This window comes from Comamonas kerstersii (assembly GCF_002056725.1).
In the GTDB taxonomy this organism is placed as follows: domain Bacteria; phylum Pseudomonadota; class Gammaproteobacteria; order Burkholderiales; family Burkholderiaceae_C; genus Comamonas; species Comamonas kerstersii.
In genome coordinates this window covers 1148388-1161642 of record NZ_CP020121.1, presented here as the reverse complement: position 1 = coordinate 1161642, position 13255 = coordinate 1148388, and the positions used below count along the sequence as shown (strand labels likewise).

Below are 13255 nucleotides of genomic sequence, written 5' to 3'. Positions count from 1 at the left end.
GCCAGTGCCCATGAATCAAGCGCTGGCAGCTATTTTTTTTGTGTGTGAATTTATGCCTGTGGCTGCAGCACCTGGGCCGAGGCGGGTAGACCAAAGATGCGGTCAAAGGCCCAGTTAAACACATAGGTGTAGATCAGGAAGAAGGTCAGAATGCCGGCTTCCAGCACGGTGGCCTGCCACAGCGAGATATCAAACCACCAGGCCATGAGCGGAATCAGCATGGCAGCAATACCGCCTTCAAAGCCGATGGCATGGGCCACGCGGCGCAGCACGGAGCGGCCCTTCTTGGTCTGGCGGGCTTCCCACTTTTCAAACAGCCAGTTGAAGATGACGTTCCAGGCAATGGCGATGGCCGAGGAGACCACGGCCATGGCGCCGGAAGAGGCGGCTTCCTGACCAATGGCCATGAACAGCGCGCTGCAGGCGATGATGGCAATGGTTTCATACAGGCCGACAAAAACGACGCGGCGCCAGGGGCCCTGCAGGCCCACGGCTTGTTGTGTAGTAATGGATGACATATGGGGGCCGAGTTTATGTGTAGAAAATTGACATCGAAAGTCAGGTCTTTTCAGATTTCTTGATAGGTTGCACCCATGCCTTTTCCTCCAGAGCAAGTTCCTCTGTTTCTGACCGTGCTCGACAGCGGCTCGTTTTCTGCGGCAGCCCGCAGGCTGAGGCGCGTGCCTTCGGCCGTCAGCATGGCCATGGGGCAGCTGGAGGTGGAGCTGGGCCTGCAGCTGTTTGACCGTACTGGGCGTGAACCACGGCCCACCGCAGCTGCGCTGGCGCTGGAGCCGCAGGCCCGCCTGCTGGCGCAGCAGCTGCAATTGCTCAACCAGCAGGCCCAGGCCTTGCACGAAGGGCTGGAGCAGCGGCTGACGCTGGCCATTGCCCCCGAGCTGCTGACCACAGACTGGACGCAGGCACTGCGCCCGGTGGTGGAGCAGTACCCCTCGCTGGTGGTGGAAGTGCTGGCAGCGCCGCAGGACGATGCGCTGAACATGCTGCACACCGGCCGCGCCCAGCTGGCGCTGGTGTTCGAGCGCCCGGCCATGGATGCGCGTGAGGATTTTTGCGAGCAGGGGCATGAGACGCTGGTGGCCGTCATGTCACCGCAGCACCCCTGGTGCGCATCGCAGTCTGAAGGGGCACTGCCTGCGCTGGACATGTCGCAGCTGGCCACGATGCGGCAGGTGCTGGTGGCCAGCCGCGATCTGAGCTTGCGCGACACCCGTTTTGTGTTTTCTCACAAGCTCTGGCGGGCTGACAACCACGCAGCGGCGCTGGCGCTGATTGCCAGCGGTCTGTGCTGGGGCTGGTTACCGCAAAGCCTGGTGGAAGCGCAGATTGCGCGGGGCGAGCTGCTGCGCATTCCCTTTGTCAACATCAGCAATGGCAACACCTTGTTTGTGGACTGGGTGTGGTCCAAGGAACGCACGCTGGGGCTGGCTGCGTCTTTGTTTGTGCAGACGCTCAAGGACAGGCGTGTGCAGGCTGGCAGCACACGTTCAGCAGCAGACGCTCTTTAAAAAATAGCATGTTGCGCTGGTGTTTATTGGTTTTCCAGGTGCTTTCATGCGAAATTCGGCATAAATCCAGCGCTGGCAGCTATGCTTTGAATAACAAAAAAGCCGCTGCATGGGCAGCGGCCTGTCTGACACCCTCAGCAACAGCGCTTACTGCTTGGCGGCGCGTGCATCCATGGCGCGCGAGAGGTCTGCCATCATGCGTGCGTCCTGCAGTGCCAGTTTCCAGGTCAACTCATCTGCGCGGGCCAGGCGACGGGCCTGTTGCCAGGCCTTCCACTGCTGCAGGCATGCCTGAAGCAGGCGGGGCAGCAAGGCGTTGGGATTGATGCGGGCAGAGTAAGTGGAGGTAGAGGTAGTCATGGTGTGGCTTTCCAGAGCACCCTGGCAATGGCTTGTGGCCTCAGTGGGTGCGGGACCCGAATACTAGGGTTATCCCTAAAACATTTCAAATTTATATTTTGAATTTCATTCATTCACAGCGGTGATGTTTAAATGGCGGCCGTATGCACCCTGAAGATTTCCGTTTTCTGGACCTCAATCTGCTGCGTGTGTTTGACACTGTCATGTCAGAGGGCAGTCTGACACGTGCTGCAGATAAGTTGTCACTTACTCAGCCTGCGGTGAGCAATGCCATGCGCCGCCTGCGTGATGCCCTGGGCGACGAACTGCTGGTGCGCCACGGCCATGGCGTGCAGCCCACGCCGCGCGCCATGGTGCTGTGGCCGGTGGTGCGTGAAGCACTGGGTGCGCTGCAGCAGAGCCTGGCCCCTGAAGCCTTTGACCCGGCCACCGCCAGCCTGACGCTGGTGCTGGCCATGGCCGACGCCACCGCCAGCACACTGATGCCCAATCTCGTGCCCATCCTCGAGCAGGAAGCGCCTGCGCTCACCGTGCGCGTCCTGCCGCTGACCACGCGGGACCCGCGCAGCATGCTGGACAGCAAGACGGCGGACATGGCCGTGGGCCACTTCCCTGCCGTGCTGACCGATCTGACCGCCCGCGCCCAGGCGGGCACGCTGGTGGTGCATGAGCACCGGCGGCTGTATGACGGCGAATACGTGGCCGTGATGCGCAAGGGCCACCCGCTGGCCCTGATGCCGCTGACGCTGGAGCATTACTGCGCCGCTCGCCATCTGCTGGTGAGCTTTTCTGGCCGCGCCTATGGCTTTATCGACGAAGCCCTGGCTGCGCTGGGGCGTGAACGGCATATTGCGCTGACCGTGAACCAGTACACCACGGCTGCGCGTGTGGTCAGCCAGTCCGACCTGATTACCGTGCTGCCGCGCCACTTTGTGCCGATCACGGGCATCCAGCACCTGCTGCAGGTGCACCCGCTGCCGCTGGAAGTGCCTGCCGTGCGCGTGGATGCGCTGTGGCACAAGCGCGGCCCCAACCGTGCAGCCTATGACTGGCTGCTTCAGGCGCTGAACCGGGCGACGCTGAAAGCTTTTTCTCACTAGGCGCCACGTGCTGTGGTGATGCCCTTGGTGTGTGGACTATGAAACTTCAATTGCTCTCTGATCTTCATCTGGAAGTGCATCCCAACTTTGTGCCGCAGGCCGCCCCCGATGCCGATGTACTGGTGCTGGCCGGAGACATTGGCTCCTACCAGCCGGGCAGTCTGCTGCAGGGCGAGTACTTTGGGTTGGAGCGGTTTGCCAACTGGCCCTGCCCGGTGATTTTTGTGCCGGGCAACCATGAGTACGACATGCAGGACTGGGACGCGGCCCATGCGCGGCTGCGCCGGGTCTGCGAGGAGCTGGGCATCATCTGGCTGGAGCGCGAAACCGTGGTGCTGCACGGCGTGCGCTTTGTGGGCACCACCCTGTGGACGGACTATGACGCCATTGCTCTGCTGGACGAGCAGGTGCAGGCTGGCGACATGAGCCGCTTGCTGCGCCTGCGGGAAAAGTCTTTTCGCGCGGCCAACTTCTACCTGCAAAAGACAGGAGGCACACGCCATGGCGAGCCGTTTCTGGCTGCCCCCATGCGTGAGCAGGCACTGGGCTGTCAGAACTGGCTGCGCCAGGCGCTGGCCCAGCCTTTTGACGGAAAAACGGTGGTGGTCACGCACTTTGCACCCAGCCTGCGCAGCAGCGATCCACGCTATGGCATGGTGCCGGGCACGGCAGGCTTTTGCAGCGCGCTGGACGAGCTGTTGCCCCGCGCCGACCTGTGGCTGCACGGCCACCTGCATGCACCCAGCGACTATGTGGTGCAGGGGGAGGATGCCGAGCGCGGCGCATGGCGCTGCAGGGTCGTCGCCAATCCATTGGGCTATGCACGCAAAGGAGAACAGCGGTATTTCCAGCCCGCGACAAGCCTCACCGTATGATGTGGCGCGGGCCGTTTAAAAACATGACATAAGTCAAGACACAACAGACGCCAGCGACTACGCTTGTCCTTAGACCAGCGCACACCCTCCTGATCCTTGCTGCTCTGCCCCTGCATGTGTTGTACTGCCTGGGCTTTGCGCTTTGTCTCGGGCGCCACAAGGTGGTTTGCTGTGTGGTGTGTGCAGCGCTTATTCACTTGGAGATATCTCATGAAAATCTTGCTTGCTGTTGACGGCAGTCCTTTCACCAAAAAAATGCTGGCCTATCTGGCTGCGCATGAAGAGCTGATTACGGCCGGACGTCATGAATACACCGCGCTGACGGTGCAGTCTGCCCTGCCTCCCCGCGCCCGTGCTGCGCTGAGCAAGGAAGTGGTGGAGGAGTACTACGCTGAGGAAGCTGCCAAGGTGCTCGAGCCTGTGCAGAAGTTCCTGGCGCAGCACAGCATCACGCCTGTGTGCCGCAGCGAAGTGGGCCCTGCTGGCGAGACCATCGCCAAGATTGCCGAAAACGAAAAGTACGACCTGATCATCATGGGCACCCACGGCCACGGCGCGCTGGGCAAGCTGGTGATGGGCTCGGTCTCTACCCAGGTGCTGGCCAACTGCTCCGTGCCTGTGATGCTGATTCGCTGATCGCGCACGGCATTCGCCACACCAACACAAAGGGCTGCCATTCGGCAGCCCTTTGTGTTGGTGGAAGCAGTCTGACTCAGCGGTGCATCAGCGGCAGACGCAGCACAAAGCTGGCGCCTGGCTGGCCGTCCAGACGGCCCTCGCAGACCGCGCTGCCGCCGTGGCGCTGCGCAATGCTGCGCACCAGGGACAGGCCCAGTCCCACACCGCCGGAGCGCTCGCTGGCACCGGGCAGACGGTAGAACTTTTCAAAGATGCGCTCACGCTGGTTTTCGGGCACGCCGGGGCCAAAGTCCTCGACGCGGACCACGGCCATATCACCTTCGCGCGAGAGGATGAGCTGGATGTCGCCCGTGCTGTAGCGGCGTGCGTTTTCCAGCAGATTGCGCACAGCACGGCGCACCAGCTTGGCAATGGCCTTGACTTCCACACCCTCGGTGGCGCGCACTTCCAGGTCGGCATCCACGCGGGCACATTCTTCGGCGGCCAGACCTATCAGGTCGACCGCTTCGGTGCTGCCCACGTCCACATCGGGCTGCTCCAGCCGGCTGGCCAGCAGGATCTCATCGACCAGCTGGTCCAGCTCGTTGATGTTGCGCTGGATCTCGGCCTTGGCCTTGGTCACGGAAGGATCGTCCCCCATCAGCTCCAGGCCCATGCGAATGCGTGCCAGTGGCGAGCGCAGCTCGTGCGAGGCATTGGCCAGCAGCGACTTGTGCGACTGCACCAGCTCCTCAATGCGGCTGGCGGCGGCGTTGAACTGGCGGGCCAGATCGGCCACTTCATCCTTGCCTTCAGTGGGTACGCGCACGGTCAGATCGCCATCGCCAAAGCGCTTGACGCCCCGCTGCAGGTTTTCCAGGCGCTTGAGCAGGCGGCGAATGATGGGGAACACGCCGATGGCTACCGCCACGCCCACCAGCCCCAGCAGCCACAGAAAGCCGAACGGCGGCTGCATCCAGAAGGCCCAGACGTCATTGCGGGGCGGGCGGTGTCCACCGGGGCGGCCGTTGTTGCCCTGGCGGGGCGACATTTCCAGGTAAAAAATCTTGCCGTCTGCCGTGGCAATGGCAAAGCGCGGCACTTCGTTGTCGTGGTTGCGGATGCGCTCAAAAGGCCCCTGGAACAGCAGCTGACCGTAGCCATCGGTAATGCGCATCTCACGCGCCATGGCCGTGGGCGATGCCTGATCGCGGATGCGGTATTCCTCGGCTTCGCGCCAGGCCCAGGCCACGATCAGCGTCAGCACGGCGACGCCGCCTACGACGGCCAGCCAGATGCGCAGATACAGGCGCTGTGAGAATGCGTTGAACATGGTGTGCTTCAGTCCTGCTGCTTGGCAAACACATAGCCCACACCGCGCACGGTGAGGATGCGCTTGGGCGATTTGGGGTCGGCCTCAATCGCAGCGCGGATGCGGCCCATGTGCACGTCGATGGAGCGGTCAAAGGCCTCCAGCTCACGGCCGCGCACGGCTTCCATGATCTGGTCACGTGTGAGCACACGGCCCGCGCGCTCGGCCAGTGCGACCAGCAGGTCAAACTGATAGCTGGTCAGCTCGGCAGGCTGGCCGCCCACGCTCACAGTGCGTGCATCGCGGTCAATTTCCAGGCTGCCAAAGCGCATCACATTGGCCGCTTCCGGCACGGCGGCGGCAGTTGCATCACCTCTGCGGCGCAAGATGGCGCGGATGCGTGCCAGCAGTTCACGCGGTTCAAAGGGCTTGGGCAGGTAGTCGTCCGCACCAATTTCCAGGCCAATCACGCGGTCCATGGGGTCGCCCTTGGCGGTGAGCATCAGCACCGGCACCTGGGCCGCAGGACCGGGCATGGCACGCAGGCGGCGGCATACGTCCAGACCGTCCATGTCGGGCAGCATGAGGTCCAGGATCAGCAGATCCGGCAATGCACTGCTGCCCTGCAGATGGGCCAGCCCCGAGCTGGCGTCTGCGCAGTGTGTGACGCTCAGGCCGTTCTTGCCCAGATAGTCGCTGACCATGTCGGCCAGACGCACATCGTCTTCAATCATTAACAGGCTGTGTGTGCTCATAGGGGCAGTGTAGAGAAGCTGTTTGTCTGTTGCGTAAAGTCGGCGTAAAGCGCGAGAAACCACAAAAAAGAGAGCTGCTAGCGTTTGATGCTGCTTGGTTTGAAAGCAATTTGTTTTTCAATCCATTGCTGGATAAGCGCTGGCCGCTCTTTTTTCAGGAGTTTTTCTGTTTGACCCGTGAGGCCAGTGCCACCAGCACCAGCACCGGCAGCCCCAGGCAGGCTGTGCCTACAAAAAAGTGCACATAGCCGTAGGCATCCACAAACTGGCCGGAAAAGCCTGCCAGCCACTTGGGGGCCAGCATCATCATGGAGCTGAACAGCGCGTACTGCGTGGCCGAGTACTGCACATTGGTGAGGCTGGACAGATAGGCAATAAAGGCGGCCGAGGCAATGCCGCCGGCCAGGTTGTCGGCACTGACCACCAGCGTCAGCCCCGTCAGATCATGGCCACGTGTGGACAGCCAGGCAAACAGCAGATTGCTGGCGGCAGACAGCACCGCGCCCAGCATGAGCACGCGCATCACGCCACAGCGCATGGCCATGGCACCGCCCACAAAGGCACCGAGCAAGGTCATGACCACGCCGAACACCTTGGTGACGGCGGCCACCTCGTCCTTGCTGAAGCCCATGTCCACATAGAAGGGGTTGGCCATGATGCCCATGACCACATCGCTGATGCGATACACGGCAATCAACGACAGCACCAGCGCGGCCTGCCAGCGGTAGCGGCGGATAAAGTCGGCAAACGGTGCCACCAGCGCACCGCGCAGCCAGTCCATCAGACCTTTGGAAGGGGGCAGGGGGGCGGGGTTGGGCTCCCGCGAGCACAGCACCGTCACCATGCCGACCAGCATGCTGGCTGCCATGACCAGATAGGCGACCTGCCAGGCCTGCTGCATATAGCCCTCGACCTGGCCCTGTACGCGCGCAGCCAGCCACAGGGCTCCGGCTCCGGCCCAGATCATGGCGAGCCGGTAACCAGTCTGGTAAGTAGCCGCAAGCGCTGCCTGGTGGTCGGCGTCGGCCGACTCAATGCGAAAGGCATCCAGCGCAATGTCCTGTGTGGCCGAGCCAAAGGCCACAGCCAGTGCGCACCAGATGATGGGGTTCAGGGCCGTGAGCGGGTCGCTCAGCGCCATGCCAACCAGCCCGCCCATGATCATCAGCTGCGACAGCAGCAGCCAGCTGCGCCTGCGCCCCAGTGCGCGCGTGAGCAGCGGGAGCGGCATGCGGTCCACCAGCGGCGACCACATCCACTTGAAGGCATAGGCCAGGGCCACCCAGCTCAGATAGCCAATGGTGGTGCGGTTGATGCCTGCTTCGCGCAGCCAGAACGAGAGCGTGCCCAGCACCAGCAACAGCGGAAGCCCGGCCGAAAAACCCAGGGCCAGCATGCGCAGGCTGGCCGGTTCGGCATAGACCTTGAGGGTCGCGGCCCAGGAGCGGCGTGTGGGGGAGGAAGCAGCGGTGGCTGCGGAAGATTCTTCAGACATGGTGCACAACAAAAAGCCTTAGCCATTATGACCAGCAGCACTGCGATTGCAGGTCTGCTGCAGTGTTTGATTGCGCACTGTTACCTGCAGGCCGCTGTGCATGCTGCGCGACAGAAAGCGGCACGGTTTTGGCATAGCATGCCGCCATGTCGCAATCGTCTTCTTCCGCGCACGGCGTGCTGCTGGTGCTGATCGCTGCCATGCTGTGGGGCACCACAGGCACGGCCCAGAGTTTTGCGCCCGCAGGCATGTCGCCGCTGTGGGTGGGAGCGCTGCGCCTGGTCATGGCCGGGCTGTTTTTTGTGCTGCTGGGCCGCCTGCTGCGCACGGACAGCAGCCATCGCCCTGCGCCCATGGACTGGCCGCGCATGCTGCTGTGTGCGCTGTGCATGCTGACCTACAACATGGCATTTTTTGCCGGGCTCAAGCTCACCGGCATTGGGCTTGGCACGGCCGTGGCGCTGGGCTCCAGCCCTGTCTGGGCGGGGCTGCTGCAGGCCGTGATTCAGCGCCGCCTGCCGGGCGCGGTGTGGTGGCTCGGCACGGCCATTGGTGTGGTGGGCGGCTTTGTGATGACCCAGGGCAAGGGCGGTGACATGAGCGGCTCACTGCCCGGGCTGCTGCTGTGCCTGCTGGCCGGTCTGGCCTACGGGGCCTATGCCGTTATCAGCCAGCCGCTGGTGCTCAAGAGCGGTGTGACGCGTGTGAACGCCTGGGTGTTTCTGACGGCGGCCCTGCTGTCGCTGCCAATTGCGGCCTGGCTGGGCGGCGTGCCGGATGCCAGCGCCCGCAGCTGGGCCGTGGTGGTCTATCTGGGCGTGGTGGCGACAGGGCTGTCCTATCTGTGCTTTTCCACCGGGCTGCGCACCGTGTCTGCGGCCACCAGCGTGGCGCTGAGCAAGTTTGAGCCCATTACGGCCTTTGTGCTGTCCATTGTGGTGGTGGGAGAACAACCGGGCTGGCTGGCCTTTGTGGGGCTGGGAATGGTGTTGCTGGGCCTGTGGCTGGTGGTGCGTGGCGAAATGCGGGACAGCCGCAAAGCTGCTGCCGCCTGAGCTGAAAAACGCTTTGCAGCTGTACACTGCAACAGCGCGTGCAGGCAGTCTGACGCACGGGTGGCGTGACGCAGACTGCAAAGGTCTTTTCAGGCCTCAGGTGTTGCCCACATAAGGATTGGTCTTGCGTTCACGGCCAAAGCTGCTTTCCGGGCCATGGCCGGGAATGAAGACGGTGGCATCGCCCATGGGCCACAGGCGCTGGACGATGGAGTCAATCAGCTGCTGGTGGTTGCCCTGGGGAAAGTCGGTGCGGCCAATGCTGCCTGCAAACAGCACATCGCCGACAAAGCAGCGCTCAATCTGGGGCGCATGGAACACCACATGGCCGGGCGTATGGCCGGGGCAGTGGCGTACCTGCAGGGTTTCCTTGCCGATCTGCACCGTGTCGCCATCGTGCAGCCAGCGTGTGGGCACAAAGCTGCGCGAAGGCGGAAAGCCGAACATGGCACCCTGCTGGGCCAGGCCGTCAATCCAGAACTGGTCGCCCTCGTGCGGGCCGATGATGTCGAGCTGGTACTTGTCTGCCAGATCGGCCACGCCGCCCGCATGGTCGATGTGGGCATGCGTGACCCAGATGGCCTTGAGCTGCAGGCCCAGGCGGTCAATTTCCCACTCGATGGCTTCCAGATCTCCACCGGGGTCGATCACGGCAGCTTCCTGCGTCTGGTCACACCAGACCAGCGAGCAGTTTTGCTGAAACGCTGTAACGGGAATGGTCTTGTACTGGAGCATGGGGCGATGTGTAGGGCTGGGGTGTCAGAAATCAGGCGGACATTGTCACCCAAGTCCCGCTCCGGCAAAAAGCCTGGTGCAGCCGGGGCATGCACCAGGCTTGCAACTGAAGACGCCGTGCGTCTGCTGCCACGGCATTGGCATCGGCCGTGGTGCTGAGCACGAGGTTGTGGCCCATGGTGGCCTTGCTCATCTTGCCCACGTGCGTGAGCGTCATGGTGTACTGGCGGCAGGTTTTGGGCACCACCACGTTCTTGATGTCGAACTGCATCTTGTCATCGCTGGCGATGGTGATGGCGCAGTCAGACGCCAGCGCAGGCATTGCCATGCCGCAGGCAGCCAGCAGGCTCAGGATTCGCAGTGTTGGTTTCATGGATGCATTCTTCCTTATGTTGTCCTTGTGGCAGGAGGCTGCAGGCCCTCTTGTTTCTGCGATGAGCACCTGTCCAGAGACGGTGTGCGATTGCGCCCGCCATTGAAGCAGGGCCTGCGCATCCGGCGTTTGACACCTCTCAACATCTACGAGGGGTGTGGGCTGGAAATGCTTGTACTTCAATAGCTTGTAGCGCTTGATATATCTTGCTTTCACATAGTTTTTATTGTGAAAACACCATCAGTCAAGCACTAAATGCTATGAAATTGTTTTGCCTTGCCATGTCGTCGCTGGGCAGTGCGCGCACTGCATGTCTGCGCCCAAGTACACACAGGTCACGGGGAATGCCGCATTGCAGTTAGGATTCGCAACATTTGCAGCATTCGCGTCCGTGTGGCACCGCCTGCCATGACCGGCGTATTTGCATGATTGCTCCTCTTTTCTAATTGCGCTGTTGTGTCTATTTCTACTTCTGCTGCAGCTGCTGAGTGCCAGCCTGCTTTCACTGAACGCGATTTCCGCAATGCGCTGGGTCAGTTCGCCACGGGCGTGACCGTGGTGACGACGGTAGATGCACAGGGTCAGCCCGTGGGCATGACGGTCAGCTCCTTCAACTCGGTGTCGCTGGACCCTGCGCTGGTGCTGTGGAGCCTGGGCAAGCACGCAGGCTGCTTTCCGGCCTTTGCACAGGCCAGCCACTATGCCATCCATGTGCTGGCCAGCCACCACCAGGAACTGGCCCTGCAGTTCGCGCGCCGGGGTGTGGACCGCTTTGCCGGTGTGGCCTGGCATGCGAATGCGCAGGGCGTGCCGCTGCTCGACGATGCACTGGCCACCTTCGAGTGCCGTGCACGCAGCCAGTACGCTGAGGGCGACCATCTGATTCTGGTGGGTGAGGTACTGGCCTGCCACCATGCGGCACACCCTGAGCCCTTGCTCTACCACCGTGGTGTCATGCGCTGAGGCGCCAGAAGGTGGCACAAAAAACAAAACCGCAGCCCGGCAACGGGACTGCGGTTTTTTTGTGCGAAATGGTGTGAAGACCGGGATTTAGCGCGTGGTTTCGGGCAGCTCGATCTTGACTTCCAGCACTTCCAGATTGTCCTGACGCTCAAGTTGCACCTTGATGTCATCGGGATTGATGGACACGTACTTGGACACCACCGCCATCAGCTCGCGCTGCAGGGCAGGCAGATAGTCTGGCTGTGCGCTGGAGCCACCGATGCGCTCGCGCGCCAGAATGATTTGCAGGCGTTCTTTGGCTACGGAAGCGGATTTTTTCTTTTCGCCCAGGAGCATGGAAATCAGGGACATCGTGGCTTACCTCCCGCCAAAGATGCGTTTGAAGAAACCGGGCTTGTTGGCCTCGGTAAAGCGCATGGGCTTGTCTTCGCCCAGGAAGCGGGACACCACATCCTTGTATGCCTCAGAGACGTCCGAGCCTTCCATGTGGATCGCAGGAATGCCCTGGTTGGAGGCCTGCAGCACGGTTTCAGATTCGGGAATCACGCCGATCAGCGGGATGCGCAGAATGTCTTCAATGTCCTGGATGGACAGCATCTGGCCGTCCTCCACGCGGTTGGGGTTGTAGCGCGTGATCAGCAGGTGTTCCTTGACGCTTTCGCCCTTGGTGGCCTTGTCGGTCTTGGAGCTGAGCATGCCCAGAATGCGGTCCGAGTCGCGCACGGACGAGACTTCGGGGTTGGTCGTCACCAGTGCTTCGTCAGCATAGTGCATGGCCAGCAGCGCACCGCTTTCAATACCCGCGGGCGAGTCGCAGATGATGAACTCAAAACCCATGTCGGCCAGATCGTCCAGCACCTTTTTCACGCCTTCCTGCGTGAGGGCTTCCTTGTCGCGTGTCTGCGACGCGGCCAGCACAAACAGGTTGTCGCACTGCTTGTCCTTGATCAGCGCCTGGTTCAGATTGGCTTCTCCGTGGATCACGTTGATCAGGTCATAGACCACGCGGCGCTCGCAGCCCATGATCAGGTCCAGATTACGCAGGCCGACGTCGAAATCGATCACTGCTGTCTTGTGGCCGCGCAGGGCGAGGCCGGATGCAAAGCTTGCACTGGTGGTGGTCTTACCTACGCCACCTTTTCCGGAAGTCACTACGACGATTTTGGCCATGTTTGCTGGGTTCCTTAGAGAAGAATCTTGTGAGGGTGGGTTCAATGGTGAATGCTGCTCATGCTAAACGCAAAGGCTCAATGATCAATTTCTCGCCGTCCAGCCGGGCCTGTGCAGGCTTGCCTGCAATGTCCTTGGGCAGATCGGTTTCCAGTGCACGGTAGTTGCCAGCGATGGACAGCAACTGGGGTTCCATGCAGGTGCTGAAGATGCGGGCATTGGCATTGCCACGCGCACCCGCTACAGCGCGGCCGCGCAGCGGGGCATACACATGGACATTGCCGTCGGCAATGACTTCTGCACCATAACTCACCACGGCCATGACCACCAGATCACAGCCCTTGGCGTAGATCTGCTGGCCCGAGCGCAGGGGCTTGTCAATGATCATGGCGTTGGCAGCAGGCGCAGGCACCTCTCGAATCACTTCCACAGGCACTTCCCGGATGACTTCCACCTCACGCACGACTTCCTTGGTGCGCACGGGGTGGGCGTCGGGCGCTGGCATCAGGCCCGCTGCATGGGCAGCGGCCATCTGCTCGGCCGAGCCATTGCACACGGCCACGGGCACGGTGCGGTGCTTTTTCAGCAGTTTGATGAGCTTGGGGAAGTCGATGGCGTCCGTGCTGTCCTGCACATGCTGCAGGTCAATCAGTACGGGATCATTGTCGAAAAAATCCGGATCATTGGCCAGGCGCTGGGCCAGGTCCTGGGCAATCACGTTTACTTGGGTGTCTCGCACCGCGACGGCCATTACGGGCAGCTGGGCGCTTTTGAGGTCAAAGCTGGAGCGGGCGGTGCCCAACGAGTCAACGGCCATGGTAAGGATTGCGGTTAGATGGAGAGGGCGCAACGCAAAACGCGCTAAGTGTACCCCGCGCGCCTGCAGGCACCAGCCAGACAGTGCCGCACATTGCA

Annotated in this window: 16 protein-coding genes; 6 read left to right on the top strand and 10 right to left on the bottom strand. The window is 61.8% G+C overall.

Annotated features, from left to right (window positions below):
* Positions 1-50 precede the first annotated feature (50 nt).
* Positions 51-518, bottom strand: a complete 468-nt coding sequence (locus B5M06_RS05485) for a PACE efflux transporter (RefSeq protein WP_054067908.1) — start codon at positions 516-518, stop codon at positions 51-53.
* 75 nt (positions 519-593) lie between these two features.
* Here B5M06_RS05485 and B5M06_RS05480 point away from each other — a divergent pair, with 75 nt between their 5' ends.
* Positions 594-1529, top strand: coding sequence for a LysR family transcriptional regulator (locus B5M06_RS05480; RefSeq protein ID WP_054067909.1), 936 nt, complete (start codon positions 594-596; stop codon positions 1527-1529).
* A 147-nt stretch (positions 1530-1676) separates the two neighbouring features.
* Here the strand turns inward: B5M06_RS05480 and B5M06_RS05475 are convergent, their stop codons facing one another.
* Positions 1677-1889 carry a hypothetical protein gene (locus B5M06_RS05475; RefSeq protein ID WP_054067910.1) on the bottom strand — a complete coding sequence of 71 codons (213 nt, stop codon included), beginning with the start codon at positions 1887-1889 and terminating at the stop codon, positions 1677-1679.
* Between the two features lie 143 nt (positions 1890-2032).
* On the opposite strand from B5M06_RS05475, the gene B5M06_RS05470 reads away from it, so the two are divergent.
* From B5M06_RS05470 to B5M06_RS05460, 3 genes are all read left to right on the top strand, one after another.
* Complete coding sequence (locus tag B5M06_RS05470; protein WP_054067911.1) at positions 2033-2989, top strand: LysR family transcriptional regulator; 957 nt, start codon at positions 2033-2035, stop codon at positions 2987-2989.
* Positions 2990-3027: 38 nt separating this feature from the next.
* Positions 3028-3864, top strand: a complete 837-nt coding sequence (locus B5M06_RS05465; protein WP_054067912.1) for a metallophosphoesterase — start codon at positions 3028-3030, stop codon at positions 3862-3864.
* A gap of 210 nt (positions 3865-4074) precedes the next feature.
* The gene (locus B5M06_RS05460; protein ID WP_054067913.1) at positions 4075-4500 is read left to right on the top strand and encodes a universal stress protein; all 426 of its coding nucleotides are present in this window, start codon (positions 4075-4077) and stop codon (positions 4498-4500) included.
* Between the two features lie 76 nt (positions 4501-4576).
* Here B5M06_RS05460 and B5M06_RS05455 read toward each other — a convergent pair whose 3' ends face one another.
* The 3 genes from B5M06_RS05455 to B5M06_RS05445 all read right to left on the bottom strand — a co-directional run bounded on the left by B5M06_RS05455 (position 4577) and on the right by B5M06_RS05445 (position 8044).
* Positions 4577-5815 (bottom strand): ATP-binding protein, encoded by a 1239-nt coding sequence (locus B5M06_RS05455; protein WP_054067914.1) that lies wholly within the window; start codon positions 5813-5815, stop codon positions 4577-4579.
* A gap of 8 nt (positions 5816-5823) precedes the next feature.
* A complete protein-coding gene (locus tag B5M06_RS05450) occupies positions 5824-6549 on the bottom strand; it encodes a response regulator (RefSeq protein ID WP_054067915.1) in 726 nt (241 codons plus the stop codon).
* Between the two features lie 154 nt (positions 6550-6703).
* Positions 6704-8044 carry an AmpG family muropeptide MFS transporter gene (locus tag B5M06_RS05445; protein WP_054067916.1) on the bottom strand — a complete coding sequence of 447 codons (1341 nt, stop codon included), beginning with the start codon at positions 8042-8044 and terminating at the stop codon, positions 6704-6706.
* 146 nt (positions 8045-8190) lie between these two features.
* Between B5M06_RS05445 and B5M06_RS05440 the strand changes: the two genes are divergently transcribed.
* The gene (locus tag B5M06_RS05440; RefSeq protein ID WP_054067917.1) at positions 8191-9099 is read left to right on the top strand and encodes a DMT family transporter; all 909 of its coding nucleotides are present in this window, start codon (positions 8191-8193) and stop codon (positions 9097-9099) included.
* A gap of 96 nt (positions 9100-9195) precedes the next feature.
* Here the strand turns inward: B5M06_RS05440 and B5M06_RS05435 are convergent, their stop codons facing one another.
* Together B5M06_RS05435 and B5M06_RS05430 are read right to left on the bottom strand one after the other, a co-directional pair.
* A complete protein-coding gene (locus B5M06_RS05435; RefSeq protein ID WP_054067918.1) occupies positions 9196-9834 on the bottom strand; it encodes an MBL fold metallo-hydrolase in 639 nt (212 codons plus the stop codon).
* A 31-nt stretch (positions 9835-9865) separates the two neighbouring features.
* Positions 9866-10207 carry a plastocyanin/azurin family copper-binding protein gene (locus tag B5M06_RS05430; RefSeq protein WP_054067919.1) on the bottom strand — a complete coding sequence of 114 codons (342 nt, stop codon included), beginning with the start codon at positions 10205-10207 and terminating at the stop codon, positions 9866-9868.
* Positions 10208-10663: 456 nt separating this feature from the next.
* Between B5M06_RS05430 and B5M06_RS05425 the strand changes: the two genes are divergently transcribed.
* The gene (locus tag B5M06_RS05425; protein WP_114070970.1) at positions 10664-11170 is read left to right on the top strand and encodes a flavin reductase family protein; all 507 of its coding nucleotides are present in this window, start codon (positions 10664-10666) and stop codon (positions 11168-11170) included.
* 87 nt (positions 11171-11257) lie between these two features.
* On the opposite strand, the gene minE is transcribed toward B5M06_RS05425, so the two are convergent.
* The 3 genes from minE to minC are packed head-to-tail and all read right to left on the bottom strand — an operon-like array spanning position 11258 to position 13157.
* Positions 11258-11521, bottom strand: a complete 264-nt coding sequence (minE, locus tag B5M06_RS05420; protein WP_054067920.1) for a cell division topological specificity factor MinE — start codon at positions 11519-11521, stop codon at positions 11258-11260.
* A gap of 6 nt (positions 11522-11527) precedes the next feature.
* Complete coding sequence (minD, locus tag B5M06_RS05415) at positions 11528-12340, bottom strand: septum site-determining protein MinD (RefSeq protein WP_054067921.1); 813 nt, start codon at positions 12338-12340, stop codon at positions 11528-11530.
* Between the two features lie 58 nt (positions 12341-12398).
* The gene (gene minC, locus B5M06_RS05410; RefSeq protein WP_054067922.1) at positions 12399-13157 is read right to left on the bottom strand and encodes a septum site-determining protein MinC; all 759 of its coding nucleotides are present in this window, start codon (positions 13155-13157) and stop codon (positions 12399-12401) included.
* Positions 13158-13255 lie beyond the last annotated feature (98 nt).